General features: G+C 76.9%; 13 protein-coding genes. 4 read left to right on the top strand and 9 right to left on the bottom strand.

The window, feature by feature from the left end:
• The coding region (locus tag KIK08_RS19155; RefSeq protein ID WP_250557329.1) for an SMC family ATPase at positions 1 to 757 on the top strand (757 nt) is incomplete at its 5' end.
• Between the two features lie 47 nt (positions 758 to 804).
• Positions 805 to 1,791, top strand: coding sequence for a DNA double-strand break repair nuclease NurA (locus tag KIK08_RS19150; RefSeq protein WP_214404564.1), 987 nt, complete (start codon positions 805 to 807; stop codon positions 1,789 to 1,791).
• A gap of 22 nt (positions 1,792 to 1,813) precedes the next feature.
• Here KIK08_RS19150 and KIK08_RS19145 read toward each other — a convergent pair whose 3' ends face one another.
• The 5 genes from KIK08_RS19145 to recC all read right to left on the bottom strand — a co-directional run bounded on the left by KIK08_RS19145 (position 1,814) and on the right by recC (position 12,276).
• Complete coding sequence (locus tag KIK08_RS19145; RefSeq protein WP_214404563.1) at positions 1,814 to 2,413, bottom strand: hypothetical protein; 600 nt, start codon at positions 2,411 to 2,413, stop codon at positions 1,814 to 1,816.
• A gap of 141 nt (positions 2,414 to 2,554) precedes the next feature.
• Positions 2,555 to 3,493 carry a hypothetical protein gene (locus tag KIK08_RS19140; RefSeq protein WP_214404562.1) on the bottom strand — a complete coding sequence of 313 codons (939 nt, stop codon included), beginning with the start codon at positions 3,491 to 3,493 and terminating at the stop codon, positions 2,555 to 2,557.
• A 56-nt stretch (positions 3,494 to 3,549) separates the two neighbouring features.
• Complete coding sequence (gene recD / locus KIK08_RS19135; RefSeq protein WP_214404561.1) at positions 3,550 to 5,430, bottom strand: exodeoxyribonuclease V subunit alpha; 1,881 nt, start codon at positions 5,428 to 5,430, stop codon at positions 3,550 to 3,552.
• 73 nt (positions 5,431 to 5,503) lie between these two features.
• Positions 5,504 to 8,914: a UvrD-helicase domain-containing protein gene (locus KIK08_RS19130; protein ID WP_308257732.1), complete on the bottom strand. Its 3,411-nt coding sequence runs from the start codon at positions 8,912 to 8,914 to the stop codon at positions 5,504 to 5,506.
• A gap of 32 nt (positions 8,915 to 8,946) precedes the next feature.
• Positions 8,947 to 12,276, bottom strand: coding sequence for an exodeoxyribonuclease V subunit gamma (gene recC, locus KIK08_RS19125; protein WP_214404559.1), 3,330 nt, complete (start codon positions 12,274 to 12,276; stop codon positions 8,947 to 8,949).
• 228 nt (positions 12,277 to 12,504) lie between these two features.
• On the opposite strand from recC, the gene KIK08_RS19120 reads away from it, so the two are divergent.
• On the top strand, positions 12,505 to 13,023 hold the full coding sequence (locus KIK08_RS19120; protein ID WP_214404558.1) for a hypothetical protein: 519 nt from the start codon (positions 12,505 to 12,507) through the stop codon (positions 13,021 to 13,023).
• A 280-nt stretch (positions 13,024 to 13,303) separates the two neighbouring features.
• Complete coding sequence (pgm, locus tag KIK08_RS19115; RefSeq protein ID WP_214404557.1) at positions 13,304 to 14,932, top strand: phosphoglucomutase (alpha-D-glucose-1,6-bisphosphate-dependent); 1,629 nt, start codon at positions 13,304 to 13,306, stop codon at positions 14,930 to 14,932.
• A gap of 10 nt (positions 14,933 to 14,942) precedes the next feature.
• On the opposite strand, the gene KIK08_RS19110 is transcribed toward pgm, so the two are convergent.
• The 4 genes from KIK08_RS19110 to KIK08_RS19095 form a co-directional block, all read right to left on the bottom strand.
• The gene (locus KIK08_RS19110; protein WP_214404556.1) at positions 14,943 to 15,659 is read right to left on the bottom strand and encodes a VOC family protein; all 717 of its coding nucleotides are present in this window, start codon (positions 15,657 to 15,659) and stop codon (positions 14,943 to 14,945) included.
• A gap of 46 nt (positions 15,660 to 15,705) precedes the next feature.
• Positions 15,706 to 15,909: a DUF397 domain-containing protein gene (locus KIK08_RS19105; RefSeq protein ID WP_308257731.1), complete on the bottom strand. Its 204-nt coding sequence runs from the start codon at positions 15,907 to 15,909 to the stop codon at positions 15,706 to 15,708.
• 14 nt (positions 15,910 to 15,923) lie between these two features.
• Positions 15,924 to 16,760, bottom strand: coding sequence for a helix-turn-helix domain-containing protein (locus KIK08_RS19100; RefSeq protein ID WP_214404555.1), 837 nt, complete (start codon positions 16,758 to 16,760; stop codon positions 15,924 to 15,926).
• An 83-nt stretch (positions 16,761 to 16,843) separates the two neighbouring features.
• Complete coding sequence (locus KIK08_RS19095; RefSeq protein WP_214404554.1) at positions 16,844 to 18,550, bottom strand: hypothetical protein; 1,707 nt, start codon at positions 18,548 to 18,550, stop codon at positions 16,844 to 16,846.
• Between the last annotated feature and the right edge of the window lie 784 nt (positions 18,551 to 19,334).

The raw sequence follows: 19,334 nt of genomic DNA, 5'->3' as shown, positions 1-19,334 counted from the left end.
CGCCGAGGCCGAGGTCACCGCGGCCGCGGCCGCGCGCGAGCGGATCGAGCGCCGCCTCGCCGAGGACCTCACCGCCAACCAGGTCGCGGTGAGCGGTCCGCTGGTCCGGGCCGCGCTGCCCGCGGCCGCCGCGGCCACCGAGCGCGCCCGGGGCGCGCGAGACCGGATCGCCGAACGCCGCGCGCAGGCCGGCAAGCTCGTCGCCGAGCGCGACGAGGCCGAGGGCGCCCAGCAGGTCGCCCACATGCTCGGTCGGCTGCTCCGCTCGGACGGGTTCCCCCGCTGGCTGGTGGCCTCCGCGCTGGACGCGCTGGTCGCCGACGCCTCGGTCAGCCTGGCCGAGCTGTCCGGCGGGCAGTTCGAGCTCACCCACGCCGACGGCGAGTTCCTGGTCATCGACCACACCGACGCCGACGCCCGCCGCCCGGTCAAGACCCTCTCCGGCGGCGAGACGTTCCAGGCGAGCCTGGCGCTGGCGCTGGCGCTGTCCGCGCAGATGTCCGGGCTGGCCGCGCAGGGCGCCGCCCGGCTGGAGTCGATCTTCCTCGACGAGGGCTTCGGCACCCTCGACGAGGCCAACCTGGAGACGGTGGCCGGCACCCTGGAGACGCTGGCCACCCGCGGCGACCGGATGGTCGGGGTGATCACGCACGTGCCGGCGCTCGCCGAGCGGGTTCCGGTGCGCTTCGCCGTCCGCCGCGACCAGCGCACCTCTTCGGTCACCCGGGAGGGGTCGACCATCGAGGACGACGCGTGACGGCGCGCCTCCCGCTGCGGCCGCCCGACCGGGGTGAGGATCACCCGGTGAGGTTCAGCGTCGACCCGTGGGACCCGGCCTACGGGACCAGCACCGGCAGCCAGCGCGGCGAGTCCAGCGCGGAGGTCGACGTCGACGTCGAGGTCCCCGCGGCCGAGTGGGCCCCGGTCGACCCGAGCCCCGGGCTGGCCCCGCCGTCGGCGGTGCTGTTCGTCGACGGGGTGCGCCGCGTCGACGCCCAGGTCTGGGTGCACGGGCCCAGCGGGGAAGCCGCTCCGGCGCTGTGCGCGTCCTACGCCGCCGGCGTCGTCTGCTGCTGCCCCGACCAGGGCGCCCACCTGGTCGGCGCGGACGTGCGGCGCGGGCTGTTCACCACCGCCGACGAGGGCGCCGACCTGGTCACCGCCGCCGGCCGCTACGAGGCGGTCAAGACCGAGACCCGCACCCCGGAGACCGCCAACGTCGCGCCCATGCAGCTGCTGTCGCTGGCGCTGCAGCGCGGCCTGATGGCCGCCGAGCAGGAGGCCGCCGAGCAGGCCCGCACCGCGCACAGCACCGCCGACGACCTGCTCGTCGTCGACGGCCCCCTGCACGAGCGCCGCCGCCTGCCCCGCGCGATCGGCTTCGTGAAGACCCACCGCAGCGAGTACCTGCCCGAGCGGCTGGTCGGGGTGGTGGCCGCGCTGCGCGCGGGCCAGCGCACCCCGGTGTTCCGGGTGGGCAGCCGCTTCGAGGTCTACACCTGGTACCTGCGCCTGCCGTGCGCCCCGGGCGCGCCCTGGGCCGGGGTGGTCCGGGTCGACTGCAGCGCCGAGCTGTCCGCGGCCGAGGCGGCGGCGCTGGCCGCGACGAGCCAGGTCACGCTGGGCCGGTTCGCCTCGACGGAGTACAAGGACTCGCGGGCCCCGCAGAACCTCTACCCGATCGCCGGCCTGGAGCGCGCCCTGCGCCGCCGGATGGGCGAGCCGGGCGTGCTGTACCGGGCGCTGCGCCGGGCGGCGGCGCTGTCGGGGGAGCCCGTCTCCGCGGCGTGACCGGCCGTTGCGGAGGTGGCGGCTAGCGTCGCGAGCCGCCCGGTGGCGTGGACTCGGCGGAGACCAGCGCCGCGGGGTCGACCGGGCGCATCTCGACGGTCGACTCGTCGGGCCGGCGGTCGGGCGGCTGCGGTGGCGCCGCCGGAGCCGGCGCGGCCATCGCCTCCTGGAACAGCGTGGCGGCCACCCAGCGCAGCAGGACGGCGTCGCGGCAGACGGTGAGCAGTTCGGCCTGCTCGCGGACCTCCGGGGAGTCGCGCGCGGTCGCCCGGTGGCGGCGGTCGAGTTCGGCGAGGTCGACGGGGCGCTCGGCGGGGAACGGCTCGGCGGGGCCCTCGACGCCGAGCCCGGCCAGCAGGAACCGCAGGGCCGCGAAGCCCAGCACCCGGACGCCGTGCGGCAGCGAGGTGAGGCCGTAGCCCGAGACGGCGGTGACGCCGCCGTCCAGCAGGGCCCAACCCTCGACCGTGGGGGCGTGCACGTCGCGCTGGACGGCGTGCGGCAGGTCCTGGGTGGCCAACCAGTCGCGCACCCGCTGCCGGTGCACGGGCGCCACCTCGAACACGGCCGGCCCGAGCGTCGTCGCCCGGACGACGTCCGTCCAGCTGAGCCCCATGCGCACCGCCCTCCACCGACGAGCTAACCAGCAACCCCGCGACCCCGCAGGCGCGAGCGGACCGCTCGCTGTCGAGCACGGCGTGAGTCCGCCATCCCGCCCATCCTCGTGGACGGGGCGGTTGGTGCGCCTGTCGTGGGCGTGGGTTCAGCCGGGTAGTTGCCCGCGGGCGGCGTCGCCGAGGGCGGCCCGGGCGGCGCGGGGGACGTGCACGACGCCGTCGCGGTCGAGCTTGGCGAGCTCGGTGCGGGCACGGGCGTAGGCGACGAGGCGTTCGGGTTCGCTGTCGGATTCGCGCGCGGTGGTCAGGAGCTTGATGACGCGCTCGACGGTGCGGCGCTCGGCCGGGGTGAGGCCGGACAGCCGGATGCGCTCGGCGGCCTCCCGGGCGGCGGTCCAGGTCCGGGCGGCGTGGTCGGCCGCGGTGATGAACCGGCGGGCGTGCTCCGACCCCGGGTAGCGGTCGGTGGCCAGCGACTGGGCGTCGGCGAAGGCGTCGACGAACCGGGCGGTGCTGGGCACCGACACGTCGGTGAGCGCGGGCAGCCGCAGCACCCGCATCGGGTCGCACTCGAACGCGGCGTACTCGCCGCGCAGGCGGGCGAACCGCTGCCTGGCCCCCGACCAGCTCCGGTCGCCCCGTCCGACCCCTTCGCCGAGGACGGCCGACGGCGGCACCGGCCGCGCGCCGGGGATGAGCTCGGGGGCCTCACCGGCGGGGCTTCCGGTGCGGTCGCTGTGGCGGACCACCCGGACGCGGGTGGGCTTCGGCGCCGCGGCCCTGGCCCTGGCCCGCGCGGCGCCCAGGCGGGCCACGTGGAACGCCACGGCCAGCGCGAAGGGGCCGAGCGCCGTCGACAGCCAGACGATCGGGGGGACCGGGTCGGCGTTCCCGGTGGCGAGCGTGACGAGGGAGGTCGCCGCGACCGCCACGAACAGGGCCACGGCCAGCACGCGGGACAGCCGGGCGCCTTCCCGCGGCGCGCCGCGGCGGCCGACGATGTGGATGGTGAACTCGCGCTGCTCATCGGTCTCGGACCCCGCGTCTCCGTCCGGCACGGGGCCGGGAGCCGATGGCGAGCGCATGCCCCCATTCGTACGGCACGGTCACGCGCCGTAGTACCGCATTCCTACGGACACCCTCAGCGGGCCAGCCGGTGGCGCAGCCCGCTCGCGCGGCCGACGGGCCGCTGCACCGCCGCCCGCACCGCCTCGGCGGTGCCGATGACGCGGACGAACTCCCGGGCCCGGGTGACCGCGGTGTAGAGCAGCTCCCGGGTCAGCAACGGCGACTCGGCCGGCGGCAGGACGACGGTGACCCGGCGGAACTGGCTGCCCTGGCCGCGGTGGACCGTCATCGCGTGCACGGTGGCCACCTCGCCCAGCCGCGACGGTGGGTGCAGCGACGGCGGCCCGCCCCGGGCGAACGCCACCCGCAGGCCCTCCGGGCGGCTCAGCACGACGCCCGTGTCGCCGTTGAACAGCCCGGCGTCGTAGTCGTTCTCGGTGACCAGCACCGGGCGGCCGGGGTACCAGGGGCCGGCGTCGCGGTCGGGGCCCAGCCGGCGCTCGGCCAGCCAGCGCTCGATGTCGGTGGTCCAGCGGGTCACCCCGAAGGGTCCGCGGCGGTGCCCGCACAGCACCCGGTGCAGCTCCAGCGCGGTCAGCGCCGCCGACGCGTCGCCCGCGCGGGCGGCGTCGGTGAGGGCGCGGCCGGCGGCGACGACGTCGGCGCGCACCCCGGCCAGCAGCTCGGCCGGTGGTGGGCCGTCGGGGGAGGGCTCGACGAAGCCGAGGTCGTGGTGGCCGGCGCGCAGCAGCGCGACGGCGGTGTCGGCGTCGCCGTCGCGCACGGCGCGGGCGAAGTCGGCGATGGCGCCGCCGAAGCGCCAGACGTGGTCGAGGGTGACCACGCCGTTGACCACGGGTCGTCCGCCGGTCAGGCCCAGCCCGTCGAGCGCGGACTGCAGCCCGGGCTCCGGGCGGCCCGCCGCGCGGGCCAGGTCGCCCAGCACGGCGCCGGCCTCGACCGAGGCCAGCTGGTCGGGGTCGCCGACCAGGATCAGCCTGGTGTCGGCGCGGACGGCGTCGAGCAGGCGGGCCATCATGGTCAGCGAGACCATCGACGTCTCGTCGACGACCACGACGTCGAACGGTAGGCGCTGGGTGCGGTCGTAGCGGAACCGCCGGGTGCCCGGGCGCCAGCCCAGCAGCCGGTGCAGGGTGGCGGCCTCGGGGATGCGCGCGCGCAGCTCGGCCGGCAACTCCTCGGCGACCGCCTCCTGCAGGCGCGCCGCGGCCTTGCCGGTGGGCGCGGCCAGCGCGATCCGCGGCGCCGCGCCGGGCTGCTCGTAGAGCACCTGCAGCAGGCGGGCCACCGTGGTGGTCTTGCCCGTACCCGGGCCGCCGGCCAGCACCAGCACCCGGCGCAGCGCCCCGACGGCCACGGCCACCCGCTGGCCGGCCGCGTCGGCCTCCGGGAACAGCCGGTGCAGCCCCGCGCGCACCCGCTCGGGGTCGTACGGCGGGGGCGGCAGCGCGGCCCGCTCGGCCAGCGACCGGCGCACCGACTCCTCCTCGCGCCAGTACCGGTCGAGGTAGAGCAGGCCGTCGACCAGCCGCAGCGGGCGCCCGGGCGGGGCCTGCTCGCCGTCGGCGACGAGCGGGCCGGCCACGCAGACCGCCAGCCAGGCCCGCGGCTCCGGCCAGGGCAGCGCCGAGACGTCGACCAGCTCGTCGCCCTCGCCCAGCACCGTCCGGTCGACGGCGGCCAGGTCGACGCACACCGAGCCGAGCCGCACGGCGCGCACGGCCAGCGCAACGGCCAGCAGCACGCGCTCGTCGGTCTCCCCGCCGAGGCGGCCGACCCGGGTGGCGACCTGGACGTCGGAGGCGTCGAGCACCCCGGCGGTGTTGAACGCGCCCAGCAGGCCGGTGGCGGCGCGCGAGATCCGGACGTCGGCCGGGTCGGCGAGGGCGTGCGGGGCGACCGGGGTGGTGGGCGGGGTGGTGGGTGCTGCCATGGGGGACCTGCCGGGGAAGGACGGCCGTGTCGCGGGTGGCCGGGCGGGGAGCGGGATCGTGGGGGTCAGCGCGTCATGCGGGCCCCGCCAGCAGGTCGGAGAGCTCGACGGTGAGCGCCGCCGGGGGCGACCAGCCGAACACCCCGCACGGGGTGCCGCCGTACGCGGGGGTGTCCGGGCCGCACATGCCCCGCACGAACAGGTAGAGCACCCCACCGAGGTGGCGTTCGGGCCGGTAGCCCGCCAGTCGCCAGCGCAGGTACCGGTGCAGCGCGACCCCGTACAGCAGGGCCTGCAGCGGGTAGTGCGCGGCGATCATCGCCTCGGCCAGCCGGGGCGGGCGGTAGTGCCCGGCGGTGAGCGGGGCGCGCCCGTCGGGGCCGACCGGGCCGAGCCAGTTGGTCTTGTAGTCGACGATGGCGAACCGGTCGCCGGGCAGCCGCAGGACGGCGTCGATGCTGCCGGTGAGGTAGCCGCGCAGGCGCTGGTCGGGCAGCTCGGCCAGCGCGTCGGGGTAGTCGCGCAGGGGGTCGTCGGCGGGCAGGTGCCGGCGCAGCAGCGGCACCAGCGCGTCCAGCGCGACCGGGGTGCCGCGCTCCTCGCCGCCGGCCAGCGGCAGCTCGAACTCCAGCTCGGCGAGCCGGTCGCGCGGGGCGATGCCGTCCAGCGCGAGCCCGCCGGCCAGCGGTCCGAGCGGGGTGCGGGCCACCGGCTCCAGCGCGGCGGCCAGCTCCTCGGCCCGCAGGCCGCCCGTGGGGTGGCGGGCGAGCTGGTCGCGGCAGTGCGCGAGCAGCTCGCCGGGCAGGTCGGCGGCGGTGAGGTCGGCGGTCTCGAAGACGGCGTGCACCAGCGTGCCGAACGCGGCGCCCAGCGGGAGGTCGGCCATCGGGGAGGGCAGCGCGTCGGCGGCGTCGAGCGTGGCCGCCCCCGCGGCGACGAGGTCGGCGTCGGTGTCGAGCGCGGAGCCCTCGTCGTCGGTGACGCGCTCCTCGGGCTCGCTGCCGGCATGGGGGGCGCCGTGGGCGCCGTGCCCGGCCGCGGTGAGCGCGGTGTAGGAGGTGCGTCGCCACGCCGTGTCGAGGGCGCGGTCGAACGGGGCCGCCGCCAGCGCGGCCGGCGCGTCGGCCGGGCGGCGGTACGCGGGGGCCGGGCGCTCGTCGACCCGCTCCACCGAGATCCGGCCGGCGTTCGCGCCGGTGCCCAACTGGCGCAGTGCGGTGACCGCCGCGTGGTCGGCGGGGACGCGGCAGAACTCGGGCGGCTCGGTGCCCGGCTCGGGGCGCCCGATGAGCAACCGGTGCAGCGGGGAGGCGGCGGTGGTGGTGGCCGGCACCCACCACGTGACGACCTGGCAGCGGGCACGGGTCAGCGCGACGTAGAGCAGCCGCAGGTCCTCGCCGGCCTCCTCGGCGCGGTGGCGCGCGCACCGCTCCTTCCAGCCCTCGCCGCTCTCGCCGCCGACGTCGAGGACCCGGGCGCCGTGCTCGTCGTGCAGCAGCGGGACCTCGGGATCGCGGACGTTGCGGTCCCAGGCGAAGGGCAGGTAGACGATCGGGAACTCCAGGCCCTTGCTGCGGTGGATCGTGATGATCTGCACGGCGGCGGCGTCGGAGTCCAGCCGGCGGCTGCGGTCGGCGCCGACGTCGGTGGCGGCCCCGGCGATCCGGTGGCGCAGCCAGTCGGCCAGCGCCGCCGGGCCCAGGTGGCCCTCCACGGCCGCGGCGTGCAGGGCCTGGCCGATGTGGCGCAGGTCGGTCAGGGTGCGCTCGCCGTCGGCCGTGGCCAGCAGCCGCCCGGGCAGGTCGGTGGCGGTGGTGACGGCCTCCAGCAGCGCGGCCACCCCGCGCTCGCGCAAGACGGCCGACCAGGCGCGGACGGTGGCGCCGAGCCGGTCGAACAGGTCGTCGGCGCCCGGGCCGCAGAGCTCGGCGACGGTGTGGCCGAGGAAGCAGGTCAGCGCGGCGGCCCGGGTGCGGAACGCGCGCGGCTGCTCCAGCGCCTCCAGCAGCGTCAGCCACTCGCCGGCCACCGGCGCGCCGAACACGCTGGCCGTGCCCGTCTGCACGGCGGGGACGCCGACCGCGGCCAGCGCGTCGCGGATCTTGCCGCCCTGGTCGTTGGTGCGCACCAGCACGGCCACGTCGGCCGGCGCGATGGGCCGCCCGGCCACCTCGGCCGCGCTGCCCAGCAGGGCCGCGATGTCGGCGGCGGCGTCGCGGGCGACCACGTCGCGCGCCCCGCTGACGACCACGAGATCGCGGCGGGGCGCCTTCGGCAGGCCCTCTCGGCCCACCACCCGCAGCCGGAACGGGGTGTCCACCGGGGCCCCGTGCAGCCGTGCAGACGGGTGCGCGGACTCGACCGGGTGCACGGTGATCCGGCGGTCGCCCAGCGCCGCCCCGGCCAGCACCGTGTCCAACGCGGCCAGCAGCGGGGCGTCGCTGCGCCAGTTGGTGCCCAGCGTGGCGTGCCGGGTGGCGGCCTCGGTGGCCTCCAGGTAGCTGACCACGTCGGCGCCGCGGAAGGCGTAGATCGCCTGCTTCGGATCGCCGATGAGGACCAGCGCGGTGTGGCCGTGGAAGGCCCGGCGCAGGATCTCCCACTGCACCGGGTCGGTGTCCTGGAACTCGTCGACCAGCACCACGCGGTAGCGGTCGCGCAGGCGCCGGGCGGCGCCGCGGGCCGGGTCGGCCAGCGCGTCGGCGAGGCGGGTGAGCATGTCGTCGTAGGTGTAGACGCGCAACGCGGTCTTGCGCCGCGCCACCTCGGCGCGGACGGCCGTGGCGAACCGGAACCGGACCTCGGCGGTGCTGCCCGGCTCGGCGTCGGCGGGCTCCAGCCGGGCCTGCCCGTCGTGCACGGCCCGGCGGGCCAGGGCGAGCGCGTCGGCCCGGGAGAACTCGGGGGTGCCGGCCGTGCGGGCGCCGTACTTGCGCACGTAGAAGTCGTCGACGACCTCGGCGATCAGGTCGTCGATGGACTCGACGAACACCGCGTCGGGGTCGGCGTCGCCGGCGGTGCCCAGCCCGGCCAGCATCTGCTGGCAGAACTGGTGGGTGGTGGCGATCGTGGCCGCGTCGAACTGGGCGAGCGCGCGGACGAGCCGATCCCGCCGCAGCGCGACCTCCGCGTCGGGCGCGTCGGCCAGCAGGGACAGCACCGGGTCGGTGGACGCGCGGGCGGCGCCCGGGTCGGCCAGGCCGAGTGCGGTGTCGACCAGCCGCTCGCGGACCCGTTCGCGCAGCTCCTGGGTGGCCTCGCGGCCGAAGGTGACCAGCATCAGCTCGGGCAGCTCGGCCCGGCCCTCGGCGACGTAGCGGGCGGCCAGCGCGGCGATGGTGAACGTCTTGCCGGTGCCGGCGCTGGCCTCCAGCACGGTGGTGCCGCTGGGCAGCGGACCGCGCAGGTCGAACGGGGCCGGGCCGAGGGTGCGGGCGCCGGCCCGCGCGGTCGGGGCCTGGACGCCCGCGCGGATCGGGGTCACCGGGGTCACTGGTGTCACTGGTGTCACTGGGGTCATAGCCGCACCACGTCCTCCGCGGTGAGCAGCGGCGCCCACAGCCGCAGCGCGAGCGTGCCGAACCGGGTGGGCTCGCCGCCCGGGCCACCGGGCTCGCGGGTGAGGTCGGCGCCGTCGGGGCCCCAGACCTTCGCGTGCGCGGGCTCGCGGCGCTCGGCGCCCGCACCGGTGGTCCACTTGCGCAGGGCTTCCTCCAGGGCGGCGTCGGGGTCGGCCCCGCCTCGGCGGACCGAGGCGTAGGTCAGCCCGGCCACCGTGGGCAGCGGCAGCGGCGCGCGCAGGCCGTCGTGGTAGAGGTCGACCAGGTCGGCCAGCACGGCCAGGGCGCGGGCCTGGTCGAGCGGGCCGGCGGTGGCCTTCATCAGCGCGTGGCCCGTGCCCCGGCCGAGCGTGACCGCCGTCCACCGCTCGCCGGTGCACGCGGTGAGCGCGACCAGCCGCACCCACGCCCGCACGCGCTGCTTGGCCGCCAGCCGGGAGTACTCGACGCGCAGCAGCGCCGACCCGTGCAGACCGCCGAGGGTGCCGACGACGCGCGTGCCGCCGGGCAGCGGCACGTCGATGTCGCGGTCGGTGGCCCCGCCGGGCCCGGCCGGGTGCGCCATGGCCGCGGTGACCAGCGGTTCCACGTCGTCGAGGACGCTGTGCAGGAGCCGCTCGCCCAGCGCGCCGGGGGGCAGCTCGCCGCGGCGCCACTCGGCCTGGCGGCAGCGCTCCAGCGAGTGCCCGGCGAGGCGGTCGCGCAGGAGGCGGTCGCCCACCGCCCACCGGCCCAGGCCGTCGGGGTCGACCGGGAGGGCGTCGGTGGGCTCGTCCTCGCCCGCGAACAGCGACAGCCCCACCCGCTGGCGCAGGAAGCCCCTGACCGGGTGCTCCAGGAACGTGACCAGGTCGTCGAGGGCGACGGTGCCGTTGGGGGCCGGGTCGAGCGGGGCGGCCAGGAACGGCGCCGGCGGCACGGCCGGGCGGGCCGCGGCCACGGCCCCGGCCAGCTCGGCCCGGTCGAAGCTGAACGGGCCGGGCACGCCCAGCGCCCCCGGGGCGAAGTTGCGGGCGTCGAAGGGCTGCAGGGGGTGGCGCACCACGACCTGCCGGCGCCCCTGCTGGCCCGCGGTAGCCGTGATCGCGTCGAGCAGCTCGCCCAGCGGCACCGCGGGCGGGCGCCGGGCGCCGGTGCGCTCGTCGGCCCCGGAATGCACGACGACCAGGTGCTCGGTGGCCGCGCAGATCGCGTCGAGCAGGAGCTGGCGGTCCTCGCTGCGGGGGTCGCGCTCGCCGGCCAGCGGTTCGCGGGCCAGCAGGTCGTCGCCGTCGGGCACCCCGGCCCGCGGGAAGGCGCCGTCGTCGAGGCCGAGCAGGCAGACGACCCGGTGCGGCACCGAGCGCATCGGGACCAGCGTCGCGACGGTGAGGCTGCCGGTGCGGAAGTTGGCCCGGCCGGGCCGCCCGCGCAGCCGCTCGTCGAGCAGGCCGCGCACGTCGGCCGGGCCGAGCGGGACGGTGGCGGCGTGCGGGCCGGCGGAGCGGGCCGCCTCGGCCAGCTCGGCGCGGGCCTGCGCGGCCTGCCACGCGTCGGCCTCGGTGGTGTCGGTGAGCGCGTCGAGGCCGTCGATCAGCGCCTCGACCCACCGGTCGAGGGGCTGCTCCACGCGCAGCGCGCCCAGCACGCCGGTGAGCCGCTCGACGAACTCGGCGAGCTTGCCGATGCGGGCGATGTCGCCGGAGTCGACCTCGTCGAGCGGGAGCGCGGTGCCCAGCCACTGCGGACCGCCGCCGTCGGGGCCGTCGGAGCCGCCCTCGGCCATCGCCACCCCGAGCAGCATCCGGTCCAGCCCGGCCGCCCAGGTGTTCTGGGCGAACCCGTCGAGCCGGAAGGGCGCGCGGTGGGCCGCGTCCAGGCCCCAGCGCACGCCCGAGCGCACGACGAGGTCGGTGATGCGCTCGACGTCGTCGGTGTCGAGCCGGAAGCGCAGCCGCACCGCCGGCGAGCCCAGCAGGTCGAGCAGCTGGGAGGCGGTGGCCCGGGCGCCGGCCAGCTCCAGCAGCTGGGCGACGGTGTCGAGCAGGGGGTTGACCTGGCGCAGGGCCCGGTCTGCCAGCCGGACCTGCAGCCGGTGGCCGGGGTGGCCGGCGTGCGCGTCGGGGTCGGCGTGCTGGTCGTGCAGGCCGAACGCCGCGGAGATCAGCGGGGCGAAGATCTCGATGTCCGGGCACATGACCAGCACGTCGCGCGGTTCGAGCGTCGGGTCGTCGCGCAGCAGGCCCAGCACGACCTCGCGCAGCACCTCGACCTGCCGGTCCGGGCCGTGGCAGGAGTGCACGCGGATGCTGCGGTCGTCGGGGTCGAGCGGGGCGGGCGCGCTCGGGGGAGCGTCGTCGCGCAGCTCGCGCTGCAGCCGCCCGAGCAGCGTGGGCGGGGTGTCGGGCAGGCGGTGGTACCGGTCGGTGCGCCGGGGGGCCGCGACCGCGAGCCGGACCTGCAACTCGCGCACGTCGCGCCCGAGCGAGGACAGCAGCGGGTGGCGGGGGGCGTCGGCGCTGGGGTCACTGCGCCGCGGCGGCACCCGCCGCGGCTCGCCGACGGCCGCCCAGAGCGCGGGGGAGGGGTGCGCCAGCCAGAGGTGGACGTCGCGGTGCTCGGCCAGCGCGGTGAGCACCGCGAGCTGGTCGGCGGGCAGCCGGGTGGGGCCGAAGACCGACAGCCGCGCGGGCAGGTCGGCCCGGTCGGGCTCGGCGCGCAGGGTCGCGCACGCGGCGGTGAGCCGCTCGGCCGGCCCGGGCCGGCCGATGCGCTCGCGCAACCGCCGCCACAGCTGCGGCTGCCACGACAGGTCGTCGGCCCGAGGGTCGCACTGCGTCTCTCCGCGCCGCCAGGCCTCCAGCATCTCCGGCCGGTGCGCGGCGTAGGAGGCGAACAGCTCGGCCAGGTGGCGGGCGGCGGCGTAGCGGCGGCCGCGGTGGCGCTCGACGTGGCGACCCAGCGGGGCGCACCACGGCTCGTCGGCGCACTCGTCGACGACCTCCAGCAGCGGCCACACGGCCCGCTCCGGGCGCCACGGGTCGGCCTCGGGGTCGACCCCCGTCGCGGCGGACACCGCCGCGGCGACCACGGCCGACGGCGAGGGGAAGCAGACCCCCGCGCACACCCCGTCGCCGCGCTCGGCGCCCAGGCGGTGCGCCAGGCGGTGGGCCAGCCAGCGCTCGATGCCCTTGGCCGGCACCGCGACGACCTCCGCGGCGAACGGGTCGGGCAGCGGCGAGGAGAGCAGCGCGCCGAGCGCGTCGGCGAGCGCGTCGGCCCGCTCGGCCCGGTGCACGAACAACATCGACTCGACCTCCCCGACGCACAAACTAGGCGCCGGGACCCATGCGGCCGGACGCGGGAGGGGCGTGTCGCGGCGAGTTGTCCACAAGTGGACGCACCACGGACCGTGACCACCCCCTCTACGGTGCGCTCAACTCGACACGATCGAGCTATCCCGGAACCGGCCGGCTAACGGCAGGCTGTGGCCCACGCGATCACCGGGTATCCGACGAGGAGAGGGGCCGCCGACATGGACGACACGAACATCGGGCCGATGGTGCCGAGGCAGCGTGGCGTCCGCGACCACGCGCGGTCCGAGGTGCTGCACCGGCACGCGAAGCTGATGAAGAACGGTCGGCCGGTGTTCTGCACCCCCAGCGTCGCGGAGATGTCGGGGCGGGTGCCGGCCAAGCAGAGCCGCGGCACCGACGGCAAGGTCATCTACCCCACCCGCGCGGCCGCCGAGGCCGCGGCGCGCGAACTGGAGGCGCTGGGCGCCCGCCCGCTGCGCCCCTACATGTGCGGGCGGTCGCGGCGCGGCCACTTCCACCTGACCACCGACACCGGCGTCCGCGCCGCGGCGCCCCGCCCGCGCACCGCTCCGGAGGAGAGCCTGCTGGCCGACGAGGGCCTGGCCGGCGACGTCGTCACCCGCATCCCGCGCCCGAGCCCGCCGCGGGTGCTTCCGCCCGCCGCCTCGCCGGCGTCGCCGGCGGCACTGCCGCTGCACCAGCGCATCCCCCGCCAGGCCGGTCCCCGCGCCGGCTAGGCCCCGCCGGTCCGCTTCGGTCGCCGCTCGCTCGTCCCGCCCCGGGCGTCGTCGCAGCGCTGGCTGCGTCCTCGCAGCCGGCCGGCGCGCTGCCACGGCCCTCCCCGGGCTGCGAGGCCAGCACGAGTTCTGCGAGGGCACCCCCGCCCCGGCCGCCATGGGCGCGCCCCGACGACCCCGGACCGCGCCAAGCGGGCGGGCGCACGCCGCGACGCAGCGGCATCGACCGCGGCCTGGCAGGGTGGTCGACGATCCCGTCGGGCGACCCCAGGAGACGTCGATGTCCACCCACCCCCGCGCCGGAACCCGCGCCCAGCCCGAGGACCTGGTGGACCTGTCCGCGCTGCTGGACGCCTACCACGACCGCCACCCCGACCCGGACGACCCGGCGCAGCGGGTCGCGTTCGGCACGTCGGGCCACCGCGGGTCGTCGCTGAGGACCACGTTCAACGATGACCACATCGCCGCCACCAGCCAGGCGATCTGCGAGTACCGCGCCGCGCAGGGCACCGACGGGCCGCTGTTCATCGGCCGCGACACGCACGCGCTGTCCGAGCCGGCGTGGGTCACCGCGATCGAGGTGTTCCAGGCCAACGGCGTGCACGTGCTGGCCGACGGCGACGACGCGTTCACCCCGACCCCGGCCGTCTCGCACGCCATCCTGACCCACAACCGGGCGCGGGTGAGCGGGCTGGCCGACGGCGTCGTCGTCACACCGTCGCACAACCCGCCGCCCGACGGCGGGTTCAAGTACAACCCGCCGCACGGCGGCCCGGCCGACACCGACGCGACCGGTTGGATCGCCGACCGGGCCAACGAACTGCTCGCCGCGAAGCTCGACGGCGTCAAGCGCGGCTCGATCGACCGCACCGGGCTGGGCCGCTACGACTTCCTCGGCGAGTACGTCGCCGACCTGCCCTCGGTGCTCGACCTCGACGCCGTCCGCGAGGCGGGCGTGCGGATCGGCGCCGACCCGCTCGGCGGGGCCTCGGTCGCCTACTGGGGCGCGATCGCCGAGCGCCTCGGGCTCGACCTGACCGTGGTCAACCCCGAGGTCGACCCCCGGTTCGCGTTCATGACCCTGGACTGGGACGGCAAGATCCGGATGGACTGCTCGTCGCCCTACGCCATGGCCTCGCTGGTCGAGTCGCGCGGTGAGTACACGATCGCCACCGGCAACGACGCCGACTCCGACCGCCACGGCATCGTCACCGCCGACGGGCTGATGAACCCCAACCACTTCCTGGCGGTGGCCATCGGCTACCTCTACGCCAACCGGCCGGGTTGGGCGCCCGACGCCGGCATCGGCAAGACGGCGGTCAGCTCGTCGATGATCGACCGCGTCGCGGCGGACCTCGGGCGCCGGCTCGTGGAGACCCCGGTCGGGTTCAAGTGGTTCGTGCCGGGCCTGCTCGACGGCTCCATCGGGTTCGGCGGCGAGGAGAGCGCGGGGGCGTCGTTCCTGCGCCGCGACGGCGGCGTGTGGACCACCGACAAGGACGGCATCATCCTGGCCCTGCTGGCCTCGGAGATCACCGCGGTCACCGGCAGCACGCCCAGCGAGCGCTACCGCGAGCTGACCGGCAGGTTCGGCGAGCCCGCCTACGCGCGCACCGACGTGGCCACCTCGGCGGAGGCGAAGGCCCGGTTGGGCAAGCTCTCCGCCGAGGACGTCACGGCCACCGAGCTGGCCGGCGACCCGATCACGGATCGGCTCACCTCCGCCCCGGGCAACGGCGCCGCGCTGGGCGGGCTGAAGGTCGTCACCGAGGGCGGCTGGTTCGCCGCGCGCCCGTCGGGCACCGAGGACGTCTACAAGGTCTACGCGGAGAGCTTCCGCGGCCCCGACCACCTGGCCCGCATCCAGGAGGAGGCCCAGGCCGTGGTGTCCGCGGCCCTCGGGACCTGACCCCGCCCCGTCAGGGAAGGGGGGCCAGGACGCAGAACTCGTTGCCGGACGGGTCGGTGAAGATCCGCCACGGGTGCTCGCCCGGCTCGCTGAGCGCGGTGGCCCCCCGGCGCAGGACGCGCTCGACGATGTCGTGGTCGCGGGCGGCGTCCGGGCGCACGTCGAGGTGCAGCCGGTTCTTGCCGCGGCTGGGCTCGGGCTCGGGGCAGAGCTCCAGCAGCGGGCCGACGCCAGAGGGGTGGCGCAGCGTCGTCACCCCGGGGGTGCCCGTCGCCGGCACCCAGTCGGTGATCTCCGCCCAGAACGCGGCGTCGCGCTCCGGGTCGGCGCTGTCCAGCGGCAGCGCCGCGATGGGGCCGGTGGTGGCGCGGTAGGCCTCGCGGTCCTCCATCACGCAGAAGGCGCCACCCTCGGGGTCGGCGAGCACGGTCCAGGGCACCTGGCCCTGGCCGACGTCGGCGTGCTCGGCGCCGAGGTCGAGCAGCCGCCGCACGACCTCCCGCTGCCGCTCTCCGCCGGCGAGGTCCAGGTGCAGGCGGGCCGGTGAGGTCGAGGGCTCATCGACCTGCTGGAAGCACAGGTCGAGGAAGACGTCGTCGGACAGGTTCAGTCGCGCCTCCACGAGGTCCGGCTCGTCGGTCATCGGCTCCGCGGCGAGGGCGGCCGTCCAGAACGGGCCGAGCAGGTGGGGGTCGCGGGCGTCCCAGACGATGTTCTCCAGTCGCACCGGCGACACTGTGCAGCGGGCGCGCCGACGGCGCAAACCGCCCCGCTCAGCGGGCGGTGAACTCCCCGGTGCGGACGCCGGCGAGGAACGAGGCCCACGCGTCGGCGGGGTAGCGGTGCGCGGGCAGGGCGCGGTTCTTGGTGTCGCGCAGCGCCGTGCCGCCGTCGGGCAGGAACGCCACCTCGACGCAGCTGTTGCCGTTGTCCGGGCTGAAGCTGCTGGTGCGCCAGTCGAGGCTGTCGATGTGCACGGGGCCTCCGGGGGCTAGAGCCGCCCGGCCACCCGCTCGATCAGGGCCTGCGACGCGGCCGGGGCCAGCGCGAGGGATCGCAGCTGGTCGAACTTGAGTCTAGCCAGCGCCACGTCCTTCGCCTTCTCCAATTGCACGGCGCCGAGGGCGTGCTCCACGTAGGCGATGTCGGGTTCGCCCAGGTCGCCGAAGTGCAGCACGGCGAAGCCGGACGCCAGGGCCGGGTGGGCACCGGTCCCGGCCGGCAGCACCTGCAGGCTCACGTTCTCCAGCTCGGCGGCCATCAGCAGGTGGTCGAGCTGCTCGCGCAGCACGTCGCGACCGCCGACCGGGTTGTGCAGGACCGCCTCGGCCACGACCGCCACCAGCTCCAGGTCGTCCTCGGCGGCGGTGAGCCGGCGCTGGCGCCGCGCCCGCACCGCGACCTCGCGTTCCCGGTCTCCGTCGCTACGGACCGGCGAGGCGAGGAGCAGCGCCGCGCAGTAAGGCGCGGTCTGCAGCAGGCCCGGGACGAACCCGGTCGCGAACTCATGCAGGCGCACGGCCTCGGCCTCGAAGCCGACGTAGCTGTTGTCGCCGATCCCGTAGGCCCGCCACCACCCGTGCTCGCGGCAGGCGATGGCCAGCTCGGTGAGCTCCTTCCACTCGTCGCCGCCCACGCCGTAGAGGTCGAGCATGCTCTTGAGCCCGTGCACGTCCACGGGCTGCAGCCCGGTTTCGATGCGGTTGAGCTTGCTGCTGGACCAGAACAGCCGGGGAGCGGCGACCTCCAGGGTCAGCCCGGCCATCTCCCGCAGCAGCCGCAACCGCCGGGCGAGCATCCGCCGCCGTACCACCGACCCTGTGCCCATGCGCCCCTCCGCGTCCGACCGGTGACCGATCGTGACAGGTGGGGGTGACGATCCGGGATTCCCACCCTCGGGCGGGTGGCCGGTCAGGCCGGGCGGATGCGGGCGTCGCACTCCAGCCGGGTCGGGCTGCCCGGCGACGGCGTCCAGTGCGCGGGCACGCCGGAGGGCCGGTCGCGGCGGTAGCGGGCGACCTCCCTGGCGGGCGTGCCGGCCCGCGACAGCGCGAACACCGCCAGGTCGCGGTGCGTGACGTCCTCGGCGCGCTGCAGGTAGCGCAGGATCTCCTGGGCGGCGGCGCGCGGGCGGCGGGCCTGCACCCAGGCCGTCAGCTCGGCCTCGGCGACCTCGCGGCGCAGCCGCGACACCCGCACGCAGACGTACTCGATCTCCTCCTCGACCAGCTCGCCCACCTGGGGCACGTGCACGCCCTGCTCGGTGAGCAGCTCGGCCACGCCCCACAGGCCGATCGGGGTCAGCGAGACCAGGGTGGGGTCGGGGTCGTCGCGGCCGGCGAGCGCGCTGAGCTGGTCGTGGTTGTCGCCGTCGAGGCTCTCCTCCAGGTGCACGGCGCCGAGCAGCTCCAGCGCGTCGAGCAGCGCGGTCACGTCGCGGCGCCACAGCCGGTGCTCGGCGTCGCCGGCGAGGTCGTCGACGACGCAGCCCATCCGCCGGTTCACCGTGTCGCGCACGACCCGGTGGAACAGCTCCACCGGGATCGGGTCGCCGCCCGCGGCGTAGAGCAGCCGCAGCAGGATGGGGAACGCGTCGCCCAGGCTCATCCCGAACAGCGACGGCGCCCCGAAGACGTTGCTGCCGCCGAAGTGCTCGCCGATCCCGCCGATGGCCTCGAACGCCCGCTTCCACAGCTCGATCGGCCGGCTCAGCAGCGGGGCCGAGCTGCGCACCTGGATCAGCCGCCCGTGCACCACCCGCACCAGGCGGGCCTGCCGGGCCCAGGCCATCAGCAGCGTGATCTCGGGCAGCTCGTCGCTGGTGCGGGCGCGGTCGCGGGAGAAGTGGTCCAGGTCGAGCGCGTCGGCCACGGCCTTGGCGTCGCCGAGCAGCAGCTTGCCCTCGCGGGTGACCGCCCGCCCCGCGCGCACCCAGCGGGTGAACGCCCGTAATCGGGCGAGCGCGGTGCTGGAGTCGGCGGCGGCGAGCATCCGCGCGGCCCCGGGCAGCAGCACCGGGCGCAGCTCGGCGGTCAGCTCCGGCGGCTCGGCCGGGGCGTCGGGCTCCTCGATGCGCTGGCGCCGGGTGATCTCGGCCAGCGCGGCCCGGTCGATCTGCAGCTCCCCGGTGTGCACCTGGGTCAGGAAGCGGGCGACGGCGGCCGGGTCGGCGGTGGGCACGCCGTGGCGCAGCATCTGCACCGCCCAGAACGTGCCCAGGTCGTGGTTGCGCTCGTCGTCCAGGGCGTCGTGCAGGGCCGGGGTCGAGTCGGTGATCTGGGCGTGCAGGTCGCCGGGGGCGTCGGAGCGGGGGTCGAGCCAGTCCTGGTCGGCCAGGAACCCGACCAGCGCGTGCAACGCGACCGGGACGGCCTCGCGGTCGTCCTCCAGCAGGGCGACGGTGCGCGGGAACCAGATGGCCAGCGCGTCGGCGACGTGCGCGCGCGTCCAGTGGCCCAACCGGCCGTCGACGCCGTGCTTGTGGTCGAGCGCCGCCGCCACCAGCGACGGCTCGACGTGCATCCCGCGCCGGCGCGCCCAGGCGACGATGTGCAGCCGCAGCCGGTCGCGGACGGCCGCGTACGCCTCCAGGTCGTCGGGACCGAACACGAGTCGCACCCGGCCACACTGTCACTGTCCCCCTCGCCGCGGGAGGCCGGGGTGGATCACTTTCGGGGGTTCGGCCGTCGCCCCTGGTAGACGACGACGGGCGGCGGATTGCGCCGCACGGTGGGGCCGACCAGCACCGGGCCGGAGGGTTGTTGAGCAGCCGGTGAGTCGGTGGCGGCGAGCGCGTGCAGGTGTGGGTGAACCGGGTGAAACAGCCCCGTGGCGCCAGGATGGCGGCCACGTGCGCCGACAGGTAGAGCCTTCCCGGCCTTATCGCTGCTCAGCGGTGCCCGGGCTGCGAGGACCACTCGGGCGCTGCGAAGAAGGGCGTTCCTCGCAGCGCTGGCCGGTCGTCGCAGCCGTCGAGGGGGCGTCGCAGCGCGCCGGCGGGCTGTGAGCACCCACCTCGCGCTGCGAGCAGGCCTGCTGGCGTGGTCGCGCAGCGCTGGCGGGGGCATCGCAGCGCTGGCTGGCTCGTCGCAGCGGTGGCGTGGATGTCGCAGTGCGCCGGCGGGCTGCGAGCACACCCCTCGGGCTGCGAGCACACCCCTCGGGCTGCGAGCACACCCCTCGGGCTGCGAGCACACCGCGGGTGCCGCGGGCCGAGCGGGCTGGCCCGGTGGGCGCGCTACGCGCGCCCGGGTTCGCGCCTTCGGCGCTCACCGCAAGAGCCCCGCGCCGCGGCCGCACGAGCGCGGCTTTCGTCCAACCCGCGCGGCCCCCCGCACCCCGCCCCGTCGAGAACGAAGTTGTAGGGCGGGACAGCGGCGGGGGGGGGGGGCACCACAAGGGA

Origin of the sequence: Pseudonocardia lacus, from assembly GCF_018531445.1 — a bacterium.
GTDB classification, from domain to species: domain Bacteria; phylum Actinomycetota; class Actinomycetes; order Mycobacteriales; family Pseudonocardiaceae; genus Pseudonocardia; species Pseudonocardia lacus.
This window is presented reverse-complemented; position numbering and strand designations above follow the sequence as displayed.

What these genes read in the sequence shown, in the direction of transcription:
- KIK08_RS19140 (WP_214404562.1), bottom strand. Translation starts at nt 3,493, where the DNA reads ATGCGCTCGCCATCGGCTCCCGGCCCCGTGCCGGACGGAGACGCGGGG.
- recD (WP_214404561.1), bottom strand. Translation starts at nt 5,430, where the DNA reads ATGGCAGCACCCACCACCCCGCCCACCACCCCGGTCGCCCCGCACGCC.
- recC (WP_214404559.1), bottom strand. Translation starts at nt 12,276, where the DNA reads ATGTTGTTCGTGCACCGGGCCGAGCGGGCCGACGCGCTCGCCGACGCG.
- KIK08_RS19120 (WP_214404558.1), top strand. Translation starts at nt 12,505, where the DNA reads ATGGACGACACGAACATCGGGCCGATGGTGCCGAGGCAGCGTGGCGTC.
- pgm (WP_214404557.1), top strand. Translation starts at nt 13,304, where the DNA reads ATGTCCACCCACCCCCGCGCCGGAACCCGCGCCCAGCCCGAGGACCTG.
- KIK08_RS19100 (WP_214404555.1), bottom strand. Translation starts at nt 16,760, where the DNA reads ATGGGCACAGGGTCGGTGGTACGGCGGCGGATGCTCGCCCGGCGGTTG.